At 61.6% G+C, this 22,401-nt stretch carries 16 protein-coding genes; 9 read left to right on the top strand and 7 right to left on the bottom strand.

Annotation, left to right across the window (positions count from 1 at the left end; genetic code table 11):
• The 4 genes from WN982_RS28210 to WN982_RS28195 form a co-directional block, all read right to left on the bottom strand.
• Window positions 1-3,222 carry a CusA/CzcA family heavy metal efflux RND transporter gene (locus WN982_RS28210; protein WP_341318869.1) on the bottom strand — a complete coding sequence of 1,074 codons (3,222 nt, stop codon included), beginning with the start codon at window positions 3,220-3,222 and terminating at the stop codon, window positions 1-3.
• Between the two features lie 77 nt (window positions 3,223-3,299).
• Window positions 3,300-4,775, bottom strand: coding sequence for an efflux RND transporter periplasmic adaptor subunit (locus tag WN982_RS28205; RefSeq protein WP_341318868.1), 1,476 nt, complete (start codon window positions 4,773-4,775; stop codon window positions 3,300-3,302).
• Between the two features lie 10 nt (window positions 4,776-4,785).
• Entirely contained in the window at window positions 4,786-6,111 is a 1,326-nt protein-coding gene (locus WN982_RS28200) for a TolC family protein (protein ID WP_341318867.1), read from the bottom strand.
• A gap of 354 nt (window positions 6,112-6,465) precedes the next feature.
• On the bottom strand, window positions 6,466-6,729 hold the full coding sequence (locus WN982_RS28195) for a DUF4148 domain-containing protein (RefSeq protein ID WP_341318866.1): 264 nt from the start codon (window positions 6,727-6,729) through the stop codon (window positions 6,466-6,468).
• Between the two features lie 512 nt (window positions 6,730-7,241).
• Here WN982_RS28195 and WN982_RS28190 point away from each other — a divergent pair.
• The 6 genes from WN982_RS28190 to WN982_RS28165 all read left to right on the top strand — a co-directional run bounded on the left by WN982_RS28190 (window position 7,242) and on the right by WN982_RS28165 (window position 13,343).
• A complete protein-coding gene (locus WN982_RS28190; RefSeq protein ID WP_341318865.1) occupies window positions 7,242-7,541 on the top strand; it encodes a helix-turn-helix transcriptional regulator in 300 nt (99 codons plus the stop codon).
• Window positions 7,542-7,543: 2 nt separating this feature from the next.
• On the top strand, window positions 7,544-8,782 hold the full coding sequence (locus WN982_RS28185; protein WP_341318864.1) for a type II toxin-antitoxin system HipA family toxin: 1,239 nt from the start codon (window positions 7,544-7,546) through the stop codon (window positions 8,780-8,782).
• 340 nt (window positions 8,783-9,122) lie between these two features.
• Window positions 9,123-10,127, top strand: coding sequence for a sugar ABC transporter substrate-binding protein (locus WN982_RS28180; protein ID WP_341318863.1), 1,005 nt, complete (start codon window positions 9,123-9,125; stop codon window positions 10,125-10,127).
• A gap of 96 nt (window positions 10,128-10,223) precedes the next feature.
• A complete protein-coding gene (locus WN982_RS28175) occupies window positions 10,224-11,210 on the top strand; it encodes an ABC transporter permease (protein WP_341318862.1) in 987 nt (328 codons plus the stop codon).
• 75 nt (window positions 11,211-11,285) lie between these two features.
• Window positions 11,286-12,083, top strand: a complete 798-nt coding sequence (locus tag WN982_RS28170; RefSeq protein ID WP_341318861.1) for an ATP-binding cassette domain-containing protein — start codon at window positions 11,286-11,288, stop codon at window positions 12,081-12,083.
• 33 nt (window positions 12,084-12,116) lie between these two features.
• Window positions 12,117-13,343 (top strand): ROK family transcriptional regulator, encoded by a 1,227-nt coding sequence (locus tag WN982_RS28165; protein WP_341318860.1) that lies wholly within the window; start codon window positions 12,117-12,119, stop codon window positions 13,341-13,343.
• Window positions 13,344-13,346: 3 nt separating this feature from the next.
• On the opposite strand, the gene WN982_RS28160 is transcribed toward WN982_RS28165, so the two are convergent.
• Entirely contained in the window at window positions 13,347-16,427 is a 3,081-nt protein-coding gene (locus WN982_RS28160; protein WP_341318859.1) for a transglycosylase domain-containing protein, read from the bottom strand.
• Between the two features lie 194 nt (window positions 16,428-16,621).
• On the bottom strand, window positions 16,622-17,575 hold the full coding sequence (locus WN982_RS28155) for a LysR family transcriptional regulator (protein WP_341318858.1): 954 nt from the start codon (window positions 17,573-17,575) through the stop codon (window positions 16,622-16,624).
• Window positions 17,576-17,743: 168 nt separating this feature from the next.
• Between WN982_RS28155 and WN982_RS28150 the strand changes: the two genes are divergently transcribed.
• From WN982_RS28150 to WN982_RS28140, 3 genes are all read left to right on the top strand, one after another.
• A complete protein-coding gene (locus tag WN982_RS28150; RefSeq protein ID WP_341318857.1) occupies window positions 17,744-18,676 on the top strand; it encodes a dihydrodipicolinate synthase family protein in 933 nt (310 codons plus the stop codon).
• 143 nt (window positions 18,677-18,819) lie between these two features.
• A complete protein-coding gene (locus tag WN982_RS28145; RefSeq protein WP_341318856.1) occupies window positions 18,820-20,106 on the top strand; it encodes an FAD-binding oxidoreductase in 1,287 nt (428 codons plus the stop codon).
• A gap of 106 nt (window positions 20,107-20,212) precedes the next feature.
• The gene (locus WN982_RS28140; protein ID WP_341318855.1) at window positions 20,213-20,908 is read left to right on the top strand and encodes a TetR family transcriptional regulator; all 696 of its coding nucleotides are present in this window, start codon (window positions 20,213-20,215) and stop codon (window positions 20,906-20,908) included.
• Window positions 20,909-20,967: 59 nt separating this feature from the next.
• On the opposite strand, the gene WN982_RS28135 is transcribed toward WN982_RS28140, so the two are convergent.
• Window positions 20,968-22,347, bottom strand: a complete 1,380-nt coding sequence (locus tag WN982_RS28135; protein ID WP_341318854.1) for an MFS transporter — start codon at window positions 22,345-22,347, stop codon at window positions 20,968-20,970.
• Between the last annotated feature and the right edge of the window lie 54 nt (window positions 22,348-22,401).

The raw sequence follows: 22,401 nt of genomic DNA, 5'->3' as shown, positions 1-22,401 counted from the left end.
CTACCTCGAAGGAATACCGAACCAGCGCAGTAGCCGACCTGACGCCCGTTTTACCAACCCGTCCATAACGACGGAACGAAACGACGCTGAATGGGCGACCCGATACAGGACAGGAAGAACCAGCAATGTCAGAGCCGTCGACGACAGGATGCCACCAATTACAACTGTCGCCAGCGGGCGCTGCACTTCCGAGCCTGTGCCCGTCGCGAATGCCATCGGCAAAAAGCCAAGCGACGCCACCAGCGCAGTCATCAATACCGGCCGGAGCCGCGTCACCGCTCCGTCGCGAACAGCCACATCCAGTTGCACACCTTCCCCGCGCAGATTACGGATAAAGGAAATCATGACGAGCCCGTTCAGTACGGCGACGCCTGACAGCGCGATGAACCCGACGGCGGCGGTGATGGACAGTGGGATGCCCCTCATCCATAGCGACAGCACTCCGCCACTCAGTGCGAACGGGATACCCGTGAACACCAGCAAGCCGTCCTTCACATTATTGAACATGATGAAAAGGAGGACGAACACCATGAAGAGCGCGAGCGGGACGACGAGTTTCAATCTCTCACTCGCGCTCTGCAATTGCTCGAACTGTCCACCCCACGACAACCAGTAACCCGAGGGAACCTGAACGTCCTGTTGAATCTTCTCGCGCGCATCCGCGACGAACGAGCCCACGTCACGGCCGCGCACATTCGCGCTCACGACCACGCGCCGCTTGCCGTCCTCCCGGCTGATTTGATTGGGGCCCGGGGCAACCTCGACCGTCGCCAGCTCCGCAAGCGGGACGTACGGCGCCTGGACCACCGGGCCGCTCGCGACGCCTTGCGGCGAAAATGGTAACGCAATCGGCAGCCGCTTAATCGCCTCGATATCCGAGCGAAGCTCGTCCCGCAACCGGACCACGATATCAAATCGCCGGTCCCCCTGAAACAGCGTGCCCGCTTTCTGCCCACCGACAGCAGCTGCAACCGTGTCCTGAATGTCTCCTACTGTCACGCCGTACCGTGCGAGTTTGTCGCGGTCCAGGTTGATGGTAAGAACCGGCAATCCGGTGGTCTGCTCGACCTTAACCTCCGACGCACCTGGCACTTTTTGAAGCGCCGCCGCAATCTTCTCGCCGGTTCCATTGAGCACGGCCATGTCGTCGCCGAACACTTTGACTGCCACGTCGCTACGCACGCCCGAAATCAACTCGTTAAAACGCAACTGGATAGGCTGTGAGAACTCATACGCATTGCCCGGCAGTTCCGCGAGCGCGGCCTCAATTTCCTGCACGAGCTGGTCACGCGACTTGTTCGGGTCGGGCCACTTGTCTGTCGGTTTTAGCATGACGTAACCGTCGGACAGGTTTGGTGGCATCGGGTCTGCGGCGATTTCTGCCGTACCCGTCCGTGCGAAAACACGGTCGATTTCTGGAAACCGCTGTTTGAGCGTCTTCTCGATGGACTTCTGCATGTCCACCGACTGTGAGAGGCTCGTGCCGGGAATGCGTAGCGCGGCAACGGCAAGGTCGCCCTCGTTCAGGCTCGGGATGAACTCGCTGCCAAGTCGTGTCGCCAGCCCCATGGTCAGCGTGACAATCACTACTGCGCCGACCAGCACACGCTTTGGGCGCGTCATGAACGCGGCGAGCACGGGCTCATAAAGCCGTCGTGCCCGGCCCATCAGCCAGTTTTCCTTTTCTTCAACGCGCTGACCGATGAACAGCGCAACTGCGGCAGGAATGAAGGTGACCGTCAGCACCATCGCTGCGGCGAGCGCCATCACGACGGTAACCGCCATCGGGTGGAACATCTTGCCCTCGACGCCCGTGAGCGCAAAGATGGGCAGATAGACGACCATGATGATGAGCTGGCCAAAAATGAGGGCGCGCCTCGCCTCCTGCGATGCCCCGAAGACTTCGGCGAAACGTTCTTCGCGGCTCAATGGTCGCCCTGCGAGCGTCTGCGCATGAGCAAGGCGTCTCACGCAGTTCTCAACAATCACGACCGCGCCGTCCACAATAATGCCGAAATCGAGCGCCCCGAGGCTCATGAGGTTGGCGCTCACCTTCGCATTAACCATCCCGGTGAATGTCATCAGCATCGACAGCGGGATAACGAGCGCGGTAATGAGCGCCGCCCGGATGTTGCCGAGGAACAGGAAGAGAATGACGATAACGAGAACCGCACCTTCGAGGAGGTTCTTCTTCACCGTCTGCACAGCTTTTTCGACCAGCACCGTACGGTCGTAGACCGGCACCGCACGCACGCCCGGAGGTAACGTGCGATTGACATCATCCATCTTGACTGAGACAGCCTTCGCGACGGTACGACTGTTCTCTCCCATCAACATGAACACGGTACCAAGCACCACCTCTTCGCCATTCGCCGTCGCCGCGCCCGTTCGCAATTCGCGACCGATATCGACCTGCCCGACATCTTTCACGCGCACAGGTACGCCGCCGACGTTTGTCAGCACCACATTGGAGATATCCTCGACCGAGCGTGCCTGCCCAGGCACGCGCACCAGATATTGTTCACCGCGCTTTTCGATATATCCGGCACCCACGTTGTCATTATTACGCTCGAGCGCGCGAACCACGTCTGCCAGCGTCAAACCGTATGACATCAGCTTGGTCGGATTCGGTGCGACGCGGAACTCCTTGACGAAACCACCGATGGAATTGACCTCGGTGACGCCTGGTACGTTGCGGAGCTGGGGCTTGATGACCCAGTCCTGAAGCTCGCGCAGGTCCGCGGATGTATAGCGTGTCCCATCCGGCTTGTGCGCCGCGGCGTCAGCTTCGACTGTCCACAGATAAATCTCGCCGAGCCCGGTTGAAGTCGGCCCCATCGCAGGCGCGGCGCCAGGTGGCAGCTTGTCCTTTGCTTCCTGAATTCGCTCGTTGACCAGCTGGCGCGCGAAGTAGATGTCGGTCCCGTCCTTGAAGATGACGGTTACCTGGGACAGACCGTAGCGCGAGATGGAACGCGTCTGTTCCAGATCAGGCAGGCCCGCCATCGCGGTCTCTACCGGATACGTTATGCGCTGCTCGACCTCAAGCGGCGAATATCCGGGCGCTGACGTGTTGATTTGGACCTGGACGTTGGTAATGTCCGGCACGGCATCGATCGGCAGCTTCTGGTAGCTGTAAACGCCCAGCGCTGCGACAGCGATAACAGCCAGCATGACGAGCCAGCGGTGTGCTATCGCGAAGCGAATCAGTCTCTCAAACATTGAGATGGTCCTATGAAACCGGGTAAGGGGTGCGCAACCTGCCTGCTGCAGGTCGTCAGAGGTTCGGGGCTTTGGAGCTACTCTTCCTCAACACTGCCTTTCCCGAGTTCGGCCTTGAGTACGAAACTGTTGGACGCGACATACTGCTGACCAGGCTTAAGCCCTTTGACAACCTCAACCACATGATCATCACGGCGTCCAGTCTCGATGGCTTGAGCAACGAATCCCTTGGGTGACCACACAAAGATTGCCTGCGCACCTTCGATATCCTGCAGTGCGTCACTCGCCACTGCGACCGGCACGTGCTGTCTGCCCGCGTCCACCGAGACATTGACGAACATGCCCGGACGCCACGCGCCGTCAGGATTCGGCAGCACAACACGCGCCGGTGCCGTGCGGGTCTGTTCTCCCAGTAGCGCGCCTACATACGCGATGGGGCCGCTCGATTTCGATTCGAACGCTGTGGCGCTCACGGTTGCTTCGCGGCCGACTCGAACATCGTTCAGCCGCTGGGCGGGCACCGCCATCTCGGCCCACACGGATGAAAGGTCGGAGACAACGAAAACATTCGCATCTGCCGCAATTGCCTCGCCAGGTGTCGCGTGCTTCTCAACTATTGTTCCGGTGAACGGTGCGCGCAGTTCGTAGCGGTTCAGTGCGCCCGCAGAAACTGGAGCGCCCAGAGCGGACAGCTTCTGCCGAGCGTTCTGCGTGGCAATCTCTGCTTCGCGCAACTGCACCTGCACCTGGAGATAGTCCTGCTCAGCGGAAATCCGCTCCTGCCAGAGAGTCTTCTCCCGCTCGTATGAGGTTCGTGCAGCCGAGAGCCGACGCTCCGCAGTCAGGAGTTCGCTTCTGCGGTCAGCGAGGTCAGTACTTGCGATGACCGCGAGCAACTGTCCTTTCTCGACCTTCTCTCCGATTGATACGGTGACGCGCTCGACGATACCAGCCACACGCGGCACGACGTGAGCGGTGCGGTCCTCGTTGAATCTAATTTCGCCAGGAAGCTGGAATGACGTGACGACTTGCGCCGGGCCAGCCTGAGCCAGACCAATCTGAGCCGCCTTTACCTGTTCGGCACTCAACGCGACCGCACCATCGACGCGAGAGAAAGCAAATGATGCGGATTGCCCTAGCCACTTGAGGTCGATGGACGCATCAAATACATGGGGTTTGGCTATCGGCTGCGTGGACGTGAACTTTTGACCCGCAGGCATGAACTGCAGCGGCTCTTTCACACCGTCGTAGCGAGTAACGGTGCCGGACACTGCCACGCCCTTATCGGATGGCTTGCCGTCGATAAACGGATAGACGACAAGACGGGCATCGCCGGGCTTCTCGGACAGGACGATTTCAACGGCCATTGCGCCATTTCTGAGCACGGTCCCTCCATGCTGTCCAATGGCTCCCTCCGCCGATTGCGACGTTTCAACGGCTCCAGAAACAGATGCGGTGCTTGACGACTCGCGTGTCAATGCCAACGCCGCAAGCGCAATGCTTATGCCACCGATGGTGGCCGCCGTGGCGATGATGATTTTTCTGCGCGTCATGATGAATCCTTCAAGGTAAATGGGTCGTCTGGTCGATGTCGCTGCGCAGGGGCATGCCAACGAGCCGGCCGATGTCGGCGTAGGCAAGATGCGCGTCGGTCAAAGCCTGCACGTATTGCGACTGCCCCTGGAAAAGCGTGCGCTGTGCGTCCAGCACATCGAGAAAACCGAACTTGCCGAGCTCATATCCTCGCGACATGGCATCGAGCGCCTCGCGCGCGGCCGGCAGGACGTCGGTCTTCAACCTGCGCGCAGCGTGCGTCGAGTTCTCATAGTTCGCGTATGCCTGGGTCAATTCCAGTTGCAGTCGTGCCTTTTCGCTGTCGAAATCGGCGTTCGCCTTCTCGGCCTTATGAACCGCTTCAAGGAGTGCGCCCTTGTTCGTATCGAACAGGGGAAGCGGTATGGAGACACCGACGACTGCCTGGTTGTCCCGTATGCCGCCGGTAATGACCCGCTTCATCCCAGCACTGATTGTGATGTCGGGGATACGCTTTGCCCGCTCCACTGAAATGGTGGCGTTGGAGCGGAGCATTTCGGCTCGGGCGACTCGCGAGAGAGGCGCGTTGGATAGACGTTGCAGGAGTTGCGATAGCGGTTCGACTGCCGGCACGGTTTCGATGTCGCCGGTTGCGGACCGTCCCCGCACGAGCGGACTGCCCGTTGCGTTGGCCAGCGCCTCCCCTGCAGTCGAGACGCGTGTCCTCGCATTCGCGAGCTCAATCTGGACGCCTGTCGCTGCAACCCGCGCTTTCGTCGCCTCGACGGGAGAAACCTTGCCGGCGCGCGAGCGCTTCCCGGCAAGCTCTGCGGACCGCTCTGCGATATCTGCCGACTCCTGCGCGACCTGCAATTGGCGTTGAGCTGCTAGCAATCCATAAAAGGCCGCAACGACATCCGAACGCAGAGCCGCCCCACGACCGTCGAGTGAAGCAAGTGCTACCTCACGCCCGTACGAAGCGACGTCCAGCCGAGCCCGACGTTTGCCGCCAAGCTCAAGAGTCTGGTTCACCAGCGCAGTAGTCGTGCGCTCGGTGCCCCCGAACCCCTCCTGCAGCAACGATATCTCTGGATTGGGTCGGGCGCCCGCCTGCATGAACGTGCCTTGAGACGCGTCCGCATCGGCGCGCGCGCCGCGAAGCAACGGATTGCTCTGAGTCGCGATTCCGAGCGCGTCGTCGAGCGACAACGGCGTCAGCGCGACTTCGCTGGCCGTGGTCACGGCGGCGCCTGCTGGCGGCTGGTGGCTACTGTCCGCCGGGAGTGATATCGACTGTGAGTAAGCTGGGGTTGCTGCGGCAATCGCAAGTGCGGCAGCAAGGTGGCGGATGAGCATGGAAGGGTGAAGTCATGAAGGGGTATGAGCGATGCTACGGTTCTGCTGCGGTGCAAAGATGATGCGAGGATGATATTTCTGTCATCTTCGACAGAGAGCTGAACACGGCGCGTGACTGTTCCGGATGTACTCCAGATTCGGCGGCGACCGTGGGATTTGAAACTTGCGATGAGGGGGATGTTGACGCCGTGCGACGCATGGCGAACGCACGGCGACGTTCGCGACGCCGCGACCGTCCGGGCGACAGATATATTGACTGATTGGCGGGCGTGAGTGCCGGGCGCCCTCAATGAAGCGTCGGCAGGTCAGTGTTGACGTCGCCGATGGAACGCCAGGCACAAGCCGCAAGGATGCTCACTTCGCGTCTGCGGACGCTTCTTTGACCGCTGCATCGTCCGGATGGGCGATTGCGTAAAGTTCCTTGTTCCTTTTGATGGTCGCTGTGCTCGGAGGATAGTCATGCCGCCTGTACGGCAACCATCCGTCCCGCCGCGCCTGAATCATCTCCTCGCGCACCTGCTCCCGGGTCTTGCCCTGACTCTCGGGCATTCCTTGAGCCGCAACCGCGCCGGTCGCGGCGAGGGTCGTTGCAGCGATTGCGAGTGCTGGCCACTTCATCATCTTCTCTTTGACTGGACTCGCCGAAGCGAAAGACATCAGTGTGGAGAGGCGGCGATGCGTCCAGATGAGCGAAAGATATATCTCAGTTCTTTCGTAACACCGCTGCATGGGAGTGGGACGACACACCGCGCAGACCGTTGTTGAGCATCGGGGTATTCCGAAGATCCCGGTGCGTGTGCCGCGACTCATTCCCGCCGATGAGCTTGCGTGTCTGATGGCCGCAGTCGGCAACCTCCAGTGCCCGTATCAGCTGGATGTCGAACAGTACAAAAACGGCGATCGGCATTATCGAACAGTTCGGTGCGTATCGGCCACGACGCGCTTGTCGCCGAGTTGAATTACACCTTATATAATGCATTTATAAAAAATAAGACCGATTTTGCCATCAATGCATCGTATATGATACGTTCATCTTGATTTCCATTTTGCATCAAATATAATGCAAAAAGATGTTAAAGATGCATCAACTCAGGCATCTTAAAATTTTATGCATTACATACGGTGCAATCATGGACTTTAGTGAAATTGGCAAAGCGATTCGTGCCGCCCGCAAGGCGAAGGGCCTGAGCCAGGAGCAGGCTGGCAGCCCGTTGCGAATGAGCCGGGCCACCATTTCGGGAATCGAGAACGGCACGGTCAGCGAAGTCGGCATCCGAAAAGTCATGGCGCTTTGCGATCAGTTCAACCTGGAACTCGTCGTCCGGCCGCGAGAGCAAAAGCTGCTGAGTTGGGATGAGCAGCTTGCCGAGAATGAGCGCCTGAAGTTGGCAACGCTCAATGCAACGCGTACGTCGGCGCAGCGGGACTGATCATGTACGTCTTCAACAATAGCAAGCCGATCGGCATCCTTGACCGAAGCGCGCTCGAGGCCAATTGTTACGTCTTCAACTATCTTCCTGAGGCGACACCGGCAGACAAGGTGTCTCTGATGATGCCGGTCGGACCCGACCAGTTCAAGATCTACAGCCATCTGCATCCGATCTTCCAGTCGAACATTCCGGAAGGCTATCTGCTCGACAGAGTGATGCGGATGCTGCGCGGAACCGCAGCCTATCCCGACGAGTTCTCGGTTCTGCAGGTGGTCGGGCATTCGCAGATCGGCCGCCTTCGCTACGCGGAGACTTCTACCCGTGTCGAGGCGGCGCCCAACCTGCAACTCTCCAGCCTGCTCGCGAAGCCCGGCACAGAGGGTCTGCTCGAAAACATCTTCGAGGAATACGCGACTTACTCCGGCGTCGCCGGCGTGCAACCCAAAGTACTCGTGCGCGCGGTAGACGAGACCCGGCCGAACCATCTCGCGGTGCGCGGCACCACGCACATCGTCAAGTCGTTCGACCCAGCCGTTTTTCCGGGGCTGGCCGCAAACGAGTTCTTCTGCATGCGCGCCGCGGAGATTGCGGGATTGCCTGTGCCGCGTGTATCGCTATCCGACGATGGCGCGCTGCTGATCGTAGAGCGTTTCGATCTGGCGCCGGAAGGTCACTATCGCGGCTTCGAGGACTTCTGCTCCCTCTATGTGATGCCGACTAGCGATAAATACGAGTCCACGTACGAGCGTATCGCCAGGCGCATCAAAGAGATGGTTTCGCCGCAAAACAAGGCTGAAGCGCTGTCGCAGTTCTTTACGTCGCTCGCGCTGTCTTGCGCGCTGCGTAACGGCGACGCGCACCTAAAAAACTTCGGCGTCCTGTATGACGATCCGCTCGAAGACGTTCGTCTTGCGCCCGCGTTCGACATCGTGTGTACGCAAGCCTATATCCCCAATGACCCGCTGGCTCTGACGCTCAACGGTACAAGCCGTTATCCGAAGCACAGCGAGCTGATGAAATTCGGCCGTCTGGCCTGCGATCTGTCCGCCGCGCGCGTTCGCCATGCGCTCGATGCAGTCGCGCACGGCGTTCAGCAAGCCACGACTGAACTGCACGACTATGCAGCCGCGCATTCCGAGTTTGCCGCGGTCGCCCATCCAATGACGGTTGCATGGGAACGCGGCCTGAATCTCACTTGCCGCGCAGACGACCGGCCTCTCTTTCTGCTGCCGGATAGATAAGAGGCTAACCCCTCGCGAAAACCTCATTCAGCATTCAAATAGCTTTCAACCGAGCCAGGACTTTCCCCAAGTCCCGCGCTTCCATCTTGCAGCGCACCACTCCCGAAAAGTCCTGTCACATAAGGCGCGCCGCGTTTATAGCGAAGCCGGTGCAGCACCGTCCCGGCCGATCGCTTTCTTGACGAGCGTCCGCGCGCCTGCTGTACTAAATCAAGCTGAGTGATTTAGGCGGTCTGCTTCGGACTGCCGTCCCGTAGCACCAGGTTGCAAACGCGCAGCGTTCGTGTGCCCAACCGCCCGCAGTCCACGACATCGTTACCAATAACCGGAGGAGCGTCCCATGAATCTGAAATCCCGCAGGCATCCTGTCGCCAGGCAAATCGTCTCGATGTGCGTAGCGGCGTCCGCCGTGTGGTGCGCGAGCGCCACCCAGGCTGCCGACCAACCGGTCGTCGGTCTCATCACCAAGACCGACACCAACCCGTTCTTCGTCAAGATGAAACAGGGCGCCGAAGCAGCTGCCACAAAAGACGGCGCCAAGCTGCTCACCGCGGCCGGCAAGTTCGACGGCGACAACGCGAGCCAGGTCACCGCGATCGAAAACATGCTGACGGCCGGCGCGAAAGCGATTCTGATCACGCCGAGCGATACCAAAGCCATCGTGCCGAGCATCAAGAAAGCGCGCGCCGCCGGCGTGATGGTGGTCGCGCTCGACACGCCGACCGATCCGCAAGATGCCACCGACGCCCTCTTCGCCACCGACAACTTCAAAGCCGGCGTGCTGATCGGCCAATACGCGAAGGCCGCGCTGAACGGCAAGCCAGCCAGGATCGCCACGCTCGACCTCGCGCCTGGCGTGTCGGTCGGCGTGTTGCGCCACAACGGTTTCCTGCAAGGCTTCGGCGTGAAGGAAGGCGACCCCTCTGTGGTCTGCAGCCAGGACACGCGCGGCGATCAGTCGAAGGGCCAGACGGCGATGGAAAACTGCCTCCAGAAGTCGCCCGACATCAACGTCGTCTACACGATCAACGAACCCGCCGCTGCCGGCGCTTATCGCGCGCTCAAAGCAGCGGGCAAGGATAAGAGCGTGATGATCGTCTCGATCGATGGCGGCTGCGAAGGTGTGCGCAATGTGAAGGCCGGCGCGATTGCCGCAACCTCTCAACAGTATCCGCTGAAGATGGCGTCGCTCGGCGTGACGGCGGGCGTCGAGTATGCGAAGACCGGCAAGAAGGTCTCCGGCTATCAGGACACCGGCGTGACGCTCATCACCGACAAAGCAATGTCCGGCGTCGACAGCAAGGACTCGAAGTTCGGCCTCGACAACTGCTGGGGCAACAAGTAACGCACATAGTACGGCGGCGGCGGTCTCCCCTGGTGGGCCGCCGCCGGACTTGCCGCGTGGCCTGCCAGCCACGCTCATGCATCGAGGACACCCATCATGTCGACTCCCTCCGCGCCTGTCAGCCACTCGCGCCACTTCACCGACCGCTTGCCGTCGCTCGCTGAAATCGGTCCGCTGATCGCGCTGGTGCTTGCCTGTGGCTTCTTCATCTCGCAGAGCAACCGGTTTCTGTCTTTCCAGAACCTGTCGCTGATCCTGCAGCAGACGATGGTGGTCGCCGTCATCGCGATCGGTCAGACGCTGATCGTGCTCACCGGCGGTATCGACCTGTCATGCGGGATGGTGATGGCGTTCGGCTCGATCATCATGACCAAATTCGCGGTCACGCTCGGCGTGCCGCCCGTCCTTGCGATTCTGTGCGGCATCGCCGCGAGCACGCTATTCGGTGCGCTCAACGGCGTACTGATCACACGCATCAAACTGCCCGCGTTCATCGTCACCCTGGGTACGCTGAACATTGCCTTCGCGCTGACGCAGATTTATTCGAACGCGGAAAGCGTGTCGAATCTGCCGGACGCGATCATGTTCTTCGGCAACACGTTCAAGCTCGGTCCCGCCGAGGTCACCTACGGCACGGTGCTCACGCTGCTGATGTATCTGGCGACGTGGTTCGTGTTACGCGACACCGTCCCCGGCCGGCATCTGTACGCGCTCGGCAATAACGCCGAAGCCGCGCGCCTGATGGGCCTCTCGTCGCAAAAGATCCTGCTCACGGTGTATTCGCTGGCCGGCGCGATCTACGGCATCGCCGCGCTGCTGTCGGTGTCGCGCACCGGCGTCGGCGATCCGCAAGCGGGGCAAACCGAGAATCTCGACAGCATTACCGCGGTCGTGCTGGGCGGCACCAGTCTTTTCGGCGGGCGAGGGTCGATTGTCGGCACACTGCTCGGCGCGCTGATTGTCGGCGTGTTTCGCAACGGCTTGACGCTGATCGGCGTCTCTTCGGTGTACCAGGTGTTGATTACCGGCATGCTGGTGATTCTCGCGGTCGCCGCGGACAAACTCTCTCATCGTCGCGGTTGATCACCCAACCGCAATTATCTTGCATGGGGCCTGAGTAAGCGCTAAAGCGCTAACTCAGGCCGACAGGAGTCAGTCATGTCGACATCTACTTCCGCTTCTGCCGTGATGCCCGTGCTGCAGGCAAGCGGACTCGTCAAACGCTACGGCAACGTCACCGCGCTCGACGGTTGCGATTTCGAAGTGCTGCCCGGCGAGATTCTCGCCGTGATCGGCGATAACGGTGCGGGCAAATCGTCGTTGATCAAGGCCCTTTCCGGCGCCACGGTGCCCGACGAAGGCGCGATTCTGCTCGACGGCAAGCCGGTCAAATTCCGCAGCCCTTTGGATGCACGCGCTCAAGGAATCGAAACCGTGTATCAGGAACTCGCGGTGGCGCCCGCGATGAGCATTGCCGAAAATCTGTTCCTTGCCCGCGAGTTGCTCAAGCCCGGCTGGCGCGGCTCGATCTTCAAGATGATCGACAAGCGCCGCATGCTGGAGGAAGCGACCTCGCATATGAAAGACTTGCAGATCGGCATCCGCTCGATGCGCCAGGCGGTCGAAACCCTCTCAGGCGGTCAGCGTCAAGGCGTCGCCGTGGCGCGCAGCGCGGCGTTTGCGCGCCACGTGGTGATTCTCGACGAGCCCACCGCCGCGCTCGGCGTGAAGGAAGGCAACATGGTGCTCGAACTGATCCGCCGGGTGCGCGACCGCGGCCTGCCGGTGATCCTGATCAGCCACAACATGCCGCACGTGTTCGAAGTCGCCGACCGCATTCACATTCAGCGGCTCGGCCGGCGCGCCGCGCTGGTCAACACCAAAGACATCCACATGTCAGAGGCTGTCGCGATCATGACGGGCGCGAAGACAGCGGACGTCAAGGCGATTGCATGATGTCTTCATCCTGCTGAGCGGCGGCACTCGACGATGGAAACCACCGGTACCCGCTCGCCCCTCAAACGCACGGTCGGCTCGAATCAGGTCGGCATGCGGCAGTTCAACGAACGGATCGTGTTGCAGGCGATCCGCTTGCACGGGCCGCTGCCGAAAGCCGACGTAGGCCGTCTCACGCGCCTGTCGATGCAGACGGTCTCGATGATCGTCGAGCGTCTGATCGACGACGGACTGCTCGAGAAGCAGGCGCGCGTGCGCGGCCGGATCGGTCAGCCGTCGGTGCCGATCGCGTTGCGTGCCGAGGGCGCGTACACCATCGGTATCAAGGTGGGACGCCGCAGTCTCGACGTGCTGGCGATGGACTTCGCGGGCCACGTGGTGTGCCGCGATGTATTCGAGTATGCCTATCCCGATCCGCGCACGCTGTTCCCCGCGCTCGAAAGCAAACTGGCGCGCGTGAACCAGACGCTCGGCGCGAAGGCCGGCAAAGTGGTCGGCGTAGGCGTGGCCGCGCCGTTGTGGCTCGGCGGCTGGCGTGACTTTCTCGGCGCGCCGCCCGAAGCGCTGGAAGCGTGGAACGAGATCGACTTGCGCAGCCGTGTGGCGACAATGACAGGCTTGCCCGTCGAGTTCGCCAAGGACACGACCGCCGCCTGCGCCGCCGAACTCGTGATGGGCCAGGGCCGCGGGATTCACAATTTTCTGTATCTGTTCGTCGGCACGTTTATCGGCGGCGGTCTGGTGATCGACGGCCGCTTGCATGGAGGACCGCACGACAACGCGGGCGCCGTCGGTTCGATTCCGCTCAGGGACGGTAGCGCGCGCAAGCCTGCCCGGCAATTACTGCATGCGGCATCCGGCTTTGTGCTCGAACAGCTGTTGAGCGATGCGGGCGCGCCTGCCGCCGCCGCGCACGACCATCGTGCGCTGTCGCCGGAGTTGTGGCGGCAGACCGAGCAATGGCTCGACACCGCTTGCCCCGCGATTGCCAACGCACTGACCAACGCGGCGGCGCTGCTCGACCTGGAAGCGGTGGTGATCGACGGCGAATTCGACCGGCAACTGGTACGCGAAATCATCCGCCGTACCGAGCGTGTGCTCGATCGTTTCGAATGGGAAGGCATGGTGCGTCCGCAACTGCTGGAAGGCACCATCGGCGCGGACGCGCGCGCGATGGGCGGCGCGATTCTGCCGCTCTATGCGCACTTCGCGCCGGTGCATGAGCTGTTTCTGAAGCCGGCGGTGGACGCCGACTACTAGGCATTATTGCGCCGCGGTTATCTTCGTCGCAGAAGCGGTTTTCGCGGGCTGCTCCTGCAGCAACGGCTGCAACACCGGCGCGAGCGACTTCAGCAGCTGCACCGATAACGCGCTCGTGAACTCGTAACGCGCCGCGTAAGGTTCATGCACCCACGCGGTCAGCGTGCCGTAGAAACGATCCCCCATCACGAACACGAAAGTTGCGCTGCGGTTCACCTTGCGCGACTCGATCAGGCGCGCGCCTTTGGCGAACACGTTAAAGCGCTGATCGCCGGTACCCGTCTTGCCATACACCTCGAGTGTCTGCCCATCGGGGAACGTCATGCCTTGCGCGAGACGCCGGGCTGTGCCGCCCGTTACGACGTCGCGCAGCAACCCTCTCACCACGCCGGTGATTTCCGGCGACAACTGCTGTTGGGGCGCCACGGCCGCGCGCTCGAAATGCGTTTCATACGGCGTGTCTTTCGCGAAGTCGAGTTGCGTGAGGCTTTCGGTCGGCACCTTGTTGCCGCCGTTAGCGATCACGCCGATCAGTTGCGCGAGCGCGGCCGGCCGGTCGCCTGACGCGCCGATCGCCGCCGCATACGACTGCGTGAGCGTCGCGAACGGATAGCCGAGCGCCTGCCATGACTTGCCGATCGCAGCGTACGCACGCTGTTCGACCATCCGCTTGATGCGGCGATCCTGGGTGGCGTGATAGCGCGTCTTGAAGAGCCACGAGTACGTGGAAAGACGCACGTCGCGGCTCGCGTTCTGCATCTGGTTGAGCGTCACATCGGGATGCTCGCGCAGATAGTTGATGGTCCACAATTCGAGCGGATGGACACTCGAAATGTAGCCGCGGTCGTTCAGATTGAAGCGGTCGATCGCGTACTTGTCGTAAAGGTTCGCGAGATCCACATCGTCCAGCATGGAAGCGGCCGGCGTGTTCTTCAACGCGGCACGCATCTTCGCGTTGAACCACGCGTTGGATTCATCCGGCGCGACGCTGCGCAATACCGTCGCCACTTTAGGCGGCGATTTACGCACGCCGAGCAGCAACAATGCCAGCGCCTGATCGGGGGTTTTGCCGTGATACTTCGTGTAGAAACGATTCATGTACACGCGGCTTTCCTGATCCGCGAAACGCGTCAGATACATCTTGCGCGTCGCCGGATCGCCAAGCCATTGCGACGACGGCCCGGTGGTCTGAACCATCTCGTAGTGCACGATATCGCGCATCAGGCGCACGAACACCAGATTCACCGAATGCTGGAACGCGCGGTGCACAGTCAGGATGCGGCCGTTGTCGTCGGCTTCGAAATTGTTGAAGGTCTGCGCGCCGCCGCCCGTGTAGAACGTCTCGCCAGGACTTGCCGAATATTTGCGTTCGACGGCCGCATCGAGCATTGCTTGCAGCGAGCGGTCCGAGGTATGCGACAGGTAATCGAGCGCCCAGTACGTCAATCTGTCGTTCGGATCGGGTTTGACGGCTTTCAGCTCCGCTGTGCTTAGCGGTGCATAACGCGCATGCAGCTCGGAGACGATTTGCAGGTACGTCACGAGGGTGCGCAGTTTTGCGGTCGAACCGAGATTCAGGCGCGCGCCCGAATTGATGTCGAACGGCTGGTTGACGCTATCGGTTTGCACCCGCACGAGGTTCGCGCCGTCGCGCCGTTCGAACAGGGTGAAGCTATACGCGATTCGCGACGGATCGTCCGACGCGCGCAGCATTTCGTATCCCACGAGGCCGGCGGCTTTTGCGCCGTCGCGAGTCGCCGCGGCGGCGAGCCGTTCGCTGACCGCCTGCTGCACAGCGTTGTTGAGCGTGCCGGTCGCCTGCAGGTCGAGCCGGTCGAGTTCGTAGAAACTCGGGATACCGAGCGCCACCAATAGATGCGAGCGCATCGACGTCACGGCTTTGCGCGACACGAACGAGTCCGCGTTCGGCGTTCTGGACGCGTGACGCAGTTCCACTTGCGCGGACAGCGCGGCGTCGCGCAGCGGGATCGAGATGACGCTGTTGCTCGCCAGCAGGCGCAAATAACTGTCCGTCAGGCGTTCGAGTTCGGCATAGCCGTGATTCAGGAAATACGACGGCGCACGTTGCGCGATCATCAGCGACAGCACCTGCCGGAACGCGATGCCTTGCTCGTCGAGATTCTCTAGCGTCGAAGGCGCTTTGAGGATGCGGTTCACGTCATTGAAATCGCGCCCGTACCACGCGGCAAGACCGTCGCCGATACCGTTGACTTCGCCGATACCCGGTTGTGCGGCAAGCGGCACCGAGTTCAGATAGTGCACGACGATCTGCTGGCGCGCGGGCATGGTCTGCGGGCCGTTCAGATACGCACGCACCGAGGCCGACGCGATTTGCCGCAATTTCTCCGGCGGCGCCGCGGTGCGTCCGCCCGCCGAGTGACGGAACTTCTCAATCTGCGTAGCTAGCGTGCTGCCGCCGGGCGTCGACTGATGCCGGTTGAACAAACGCGCGCCCTGATCGGCCAGCGCGCGGCTGAAACGTCCCCAGTCGATTGCCGGGTTGCGGTTCGGTTGATTCGGGTCGAGCAGGTAGCGGTCTTCGATAAAAAGCAGCGAGTCCACGACAAGCGGCGGAATCGCGTCAAAGTCGTCATACACGCGGCCTGGGAACTGTGCACCAAAGAGTGGCGTACCGGTGCCGTCGAAGAGTTGCAGCCCGGCCTGATCTTTTTCCGCGTAAGGCAAGAACAAACCGTTATCCGCCAGCCACAGCATCCGCTCGGAATCGCGCGCCTGTGAACGGATTTCAAATCCGCGTTCGAGCAGGCGCTGCTGGAATGACGGCAGCAAAGCGTAGCCAAGGCGGCTGTCGTAGGGACCGTGGTCGGCTAAGGGAAAGCGGATGGAATGACTTGGACCGTCGGCGACGGAAAAAGCGACGTCGCTCGTCAATTCGGACAGATAGCGCGCCTGCAACCGCGAGGTTTCGATTTCGATCTGACAAAAGCGTGCCGCCAATGCCAGCGCAAACAAAAATGCCGCTACCAGCCCCCATTTGAGCCACTTCCAGACAGGTGCCCTACCTGTCGCGCGAAGCGGAAACCGAACCAGTGGCCGATTCATGGCTGCTCTCCGAGGCGGGCGCCACGCTGCAAGTTAAGGCGCACCTTCCAGTAAGTGTAGCGCGGAACCGAAGCGCACAATTGGTTCGGATTTACCCGAAAGTGTCGCCGCTGCAACACCCTCTCGCGAAGCATGGCGCAGCGCGAGTTGCCATGCGATATTGGGGGTCTTTCACGCTCCGAAAAACCGCCGTTTCAGACGTTTTTTTGCGCTGCCTCCCCCTCCTTCTGTCCACGCATCAACTGGATAAACTGTTCGGCCGCCGGCGAGAGCACGCCGCCCTTGCGCGTCACGATGCCGAACGTCTGCGAAGGCGACTTCAGTTTGACCGGCACCATGCGCAGCATTTTTTGCCGGACGAACAACTCGGCGATACCCGTGGGTAACAGCGAGACCAGATCGGGACTGCTTTGCAGTAACGCGACTGTCACAAAGGTGGAGGCGGTTGAAATCGGATTGTCCGGCATGTCGAGGCCGGCCAGATCCATCTCCCGTTCGAGCAACGCATGCAGCGGCATATGCGACGGATACATCACCCAACGGTGCCCGGCCAGATCGCGCAATTTCACTTCCTTCTTCGGCAGCGCCGGATGGCTATAACCGACCACCACCGATAACGGCTCGTCACCGAGCGGCCGATAGTGGTATTTCGACGGATCGGCGGCGACCGCCGCGCGGCCGATCACCAGATCGAGGCGGCCTTCGTCGAGTTGCAGCAGCATCCGCGCACTCGTATCCTCCACCACCTCGATCGACAGATTCGGCTGCCCGGCATGCAATTCGTTCAGCGCCGGCACGACCCGCTCGGGAATCGCCCCCATGATCGCGCCGATCACCAGACGGCCGCCGCGCCCTGAGCGTATTTCGGCGACGTCCTGACACAACGACGTGAGGTCCGTCGCCAGAAGCCGCGCGTAGCGGATCACGCAATGGCCGAGCTGATTCGGGATCATGCCGTTCTTCGAGCGCTCGAAGAGCGGCGCCTCCAGCATCGATTCGAGCTCCTGCAGCGCCTTGCTAGCGGCCGATTGCGTCATCGACATTGTGCCGGCGGCTTTGTGCAGGGACTTGTGATCGTCGAGCGCGATCAGCAGTTGCAGCTGTTTCATACGCAATCTCGACAGTAATACGTTCAGGGTGTCTTTCATGGGATCGGCGCGCTTCGAGCTGGCAGCGAGGTGAGTCGCAAAAGCGATCACAAGATGGAAACAATTCAATATACAGCTTTGCGAACCTCGCCGTATAGTCAACGCCGGAGACATTCAAAACACCCTCGCTTCACAGCCTTCCCTCAACCTTCGTTCATACCGGCCATCATGACAAACGCATCCAACCAGGTCCCTTTTCGCGGCGTGTTCCCCGTCGCCCCGACTATCTTCGACGACGCCGGCCGTCTCGACCTCGAAGGCCAGAAGCGCTGCATCGATTTCATGATCGACGCGGGCTCCAACGGCCTGTGCATTCTGGCGAATTTCTCGGAACAGTTCGCGCTCTCCGACGACGAGCGCAACACGCTGATGCACGCGGTGCTCGAGCATGTCGCGGGCCGCGTGCCGGTGATCGTCACGACCACGCATTTCAGCTCGCACCTGTGCGCCGAACGCAGCCGCAACGCACAGGCGGCCGGCGCCGCGATGGTGATGATCATGCCGCCGTATCACGGCGCGACGATCCGCATCGGCGAGCGCGGGATCTATGAGTTTTATCGCGCGGTATCCGACGCGATCGGGATTCCGATCATGATCCAGGACGCACCGGTCAGCGGCACGGCACTCTCTGCGCCGTTCCTCGCCCGGATGGCGCGCGAACTGCAAAACGTGTCGTACTTCAAGATCGAAGTGCCGCAAGCGGCGAACAAGCTTCGCGAGCTGATCGAACTGGGCGGCGACGCGGTCATCGGTCCGTGGGACGGTGAAGAAGCGATCACCTTGATGGCCGATCTCGATGCGGGCGCAACCGGTTCGATGACCGGCGGCGGCTATGCCGACGGCATCCGCCTGATCGTCGACGCCTACGCCGCGGGCGATACCGAAGCGGCCGCCGCGCACTATCAGCAATGGCTGCCGCTCATCAACTACGAAAACCGCCAGGGCGGTCTCGCGTCGTGCAAAGCGTTGATGAAGGAAGGCGGCATCATCCGCTCGGACGCGGTGCGCCACCCATTGCCGCCGATGCATCCGGCCACGCGAGAAGGCTTGCTGAAGGTCGCGCGCCGGCTCGATCCGCTGGTGTTGCGCTGGAGCAAGTAGCGGAGCAAAGGTGCCTGGCGGGCCGGCATTCGCCGTCTGCAAATGCCGGCGATTGTTTTATCGCTGGTTCTATCAATGCGCCGCTACATCTATTCACGAGCAAAGGCTGGACGTGTGCGCGAGATTGCCGCTACCCTAGCCGGATGCAAAGCTATTACGAAGCCACCGTTACCCGCCCCGAACGTGCTCCGCTGTCCGGCCGCCACAGCGCCAATGTGTGCATTATCGGCGGCGGGCTGGCGGGTTTGTCGACCGCGCTGGGACTCGCCGAGCGCGGCGTCGCTGAGGTGGTCGTGCTCGAGGCCCAGCAAGTGGGCTTCGGCGCATCGGGACGCAACGGCGGATTCGTGTTCGGCGGCTATAGTCTCGATTGCGCCGATCTGCTGAAAACCCTGGGGCCGGCCCGCGCACGCGAACTCTATGCGCTGACCACCAACGCCGTCGATCTGATGCGTCGCCGCATCCAGCGCTACGGCATCGATTGCGACGCGACTTACGCCGGCGTGATCCTCGCCAACTGGTTCGATGAACCCGCTCGGCTCGACACACAGCGGCGCCTGATGCAGGAATCGTTCGGCGTCGAGTGGGAACCCGTGCCGGCAGCGCGACTTGCGCGGCAACTGAAAACGAGCCGTTATCACGGCGGCCTGCTCGAGCACAACGCGTTCCATTTTCATCCGCTGAAATACGTACTCGGTGTCGCCGGAGCGGCGGCCGACGCAGGCGTGCAGATCTACGAGAAGTCGCCCGTCGTGCGCTTGCAGCGCGAGGGCGCCGGCTTTATCGTGCACACGCCGCACGGCGCGATCGAAGCGCGCCACGTCGTGATGGCAGGCGGCGGCTATGCGCGCAACGTCTACGCCAAAGTGGAGCGCGCGGTGCTGCCGATCGCCACCTACGTGATGGCCACCGAACCGCTCGGCGCGCGCCTGAAAGACGCGCTCGACACATCCGCCGCCGTCTACGACACGCGCTTCGCCTTCGACTATTACCGCCCGCTGCCCGACACGCGCATCCTGTGGGGCGGCCGCATCTCGGTACGCGACCGCGCGCCGGAGGTCATCGCGCGCCTGTTGAGACGCGATCTGCTGAAGGTCTATCCGCAGTTGCACGACGTGCGTATCGAGCACGCCTGGGGCGGCCTGATGAGCTACGCGCGGCACAAGATGCCGCAAATCGGCCGCAGTGCGGACGGTGTCTGGTACGCGGTCGGCTTCGGCGGTCACGGCATGGCGCCGACCACCGTCTCCGGCGAATTGCTGGCGGCGGCGATCTCCGGTGAACGGCCGGTGCCCGAAGCGTTCGCGGCCTTCGGTTTGACGCGCACGTACGGCGCGCTCGGTCTGGCAGCCGCTCAACTGACCTACACCACAATGCAAACACGCGACGCGCTCGCAGCCCGGCGCCGTGCACCTCGCCCACCGCTGTGATGCTGCTCCGTACACCACCGCTTATGCCGCCGCTTATGCCCGGGACCCGCTCCGGACGTCGTTTTCACCATGCTAGAATGCGCCGTCACTGCCGCTCGAATACACAATGAAAAAGGGAAGCAAGGCCGCCGAGCCTGATATCAACGGCATCCCGTCCGACGCCCGGCGTAGCGACGCCCGTCGCAAGTACGATCCCGAACAGACGAAGCGCAACATTCTCGACGTCGCGACCCAGGAGTTCTCCGCAATGGGGCTGACGGGTGCGCGCGTCGACGCGATCGCGGAGCGCACGAACACTACCAAGCGCATGCTGTACTACTACTTCGGCAGCAAGGAAGGGTTGTATCAGGCAGTGCTGGAAAAAGTGTACGGCGACATTCGCGCGCTCGAACAGGATCTGCATGTCAGCGAACTCGACCCGATCGAGGGAATGCGCGCGCTGGTGGAGTTCACATTCGACTATCACGACCGCCAGCGCGACTTCGTGCGCCTCGTGACGATCGAAAACATTCACGGCGCGAAGTACGTCGAGCAGGTGAAGACCTTCAAAGGCCGTAACGTCACGGTCATTCATACGATCGAGGATCTGCTCTCACGCGGTATCGCGGCGGGGCAGTTTCGCAGCGACGTCGATGCGATCGACCTGCATCTGCTGATCAGCTCGCTGTGCTTTCACCGCATCGGCAATCGCCATACCTTCGGCACGGCGTTCGGCCGCGATCCGTCGCATCCGCGCTTGCGCGCCCGGCATCGCGCGATGATCGTCGATGCCGTGCTGCGCTTCGTGCGCAAGGAAGACTGAAATAACGAAAGGGACGCGGCAAGCCGCGTCCCTTTCATTTCCAGCGCTTCAGGCGCCGTTCAATCCGCCAGCACGATCCGCTTGATATCGCCGACGATAAAGATGTACGACAGCGCGCCGATCAACGCGACCGCGCCGATGAACACCAGCGCGCCGACAAACGAGCCGGTTGCCGCGACGATGAATCCCACCACCAGCGGCGTCACGATGCCGGCCAGATTGGCCGCAAAGTTGAAGATGCCGCCGGTCACGCCGAGCAGGCCGTCGGGCGCGATATCCGACACCAGCGTCCAGCCAAGCGCGGCCATGCCCTGCGCAAAAAACGCCACCGACAGAATCGCGATCACCGCCACGTTGCTCTCGACATAGTTGGCGAGAATGATCGTCGAGGCGAGCAGCAGGCCGGCGATGATCGGCAGCTTGCGCGCGACGTTCGGCGACTTGCCGCGCCGCAGGAGCCAGTCGGAGAAAAGCCCGCCGAACATCACGCCGATCGACGCGGCAATGAACGGCATGATCGCGAAGAAGCCGATCTTCAGCCACGCCATATGGCGCTCAGTGGCGAGATACGTCGGAAACCAGGTGAGGAAGAACACCAGCGTCGAGTTGCCGGCGAACTGGCCGAGACAGATGCCGGTCAACTGGCGATGCTTGAGCAGGCGGCCGATGGTCCGCCATTCGAAACCGCTCTTGCCTGCCGCGGCGGACGCGGCGGAGACACCAGAAGCACCAGCATCCTTCTTCCGATGCGTCAAACCGCCACCCGCTTCGATATAGTCCAGCTCCGCCTGATTGGCCGACGGATGATCGCGCGGCTCGCGATAGAACGCCCACCAGATGAAGCCGAATACGATGCCCACGCCGCCCACCACGTAGAACAGCGAACGCCAGCCGAACACACCCATCAGCATAAACAGGAACGGGCTGAAAAACGCCAGGCCGATATATTCGCCGACGGTGTAGGTGCCGGTTGCCATCGCGCGTTCGCTTTGCGGGAACCACGTCGCCACTACCCGGCTATTGGTCGGAAAACACGGCGCTTCCGACACGCCGAGACCGAGCCGGAACACGAACAACGCGCCGATGCCATGCACCAGCCCTTGTGCCAGTGTGCACAGCGACCAGAACGTCATCGACAGAAAATAGGTGATCTTGCTGCCGAAACGGTCGAGAAACAGCCCGCCCGGAATCTGCGAGGCCACATAGCTCCACGAGAACACGGAGAACAACAGCCCCATCAGCGCGGCATTGATGCCGAGCTCCTTGGTCAACTGCGGCGCCGCGATGCCGAGCACCGTGCGGTCCAGATAATTGATCATGGTGCCGACTGCCAGCAGCGTGAGAATCTGAAAGCGGGCTTTCGAACGGCGTGTCGTGCTGACCACGGCATCGCCCGGCAGCGTCGCGCCGGCGGGGTTGGAATGAATCGGTTGGGGCATGTCTTCTCCAAAGTTCTCTTATCGTCGGTGATCTTCTTGTACGTTGCTCGTGCG

The sequence above is a fragment of the Paraburkholderia sp. IMGN_8 genome (assembly GCF_038050405.1).
Taxonomy (GTDB): domain Bacteria; phylum Pseudomonadota; class Gammaproteobacteria; order Burkholderiales; family Burkholderiaceae; genus Paraburkholderia.
This window is presented reverse-complemented; position numbering and strand designations above follow the sequence as displayed.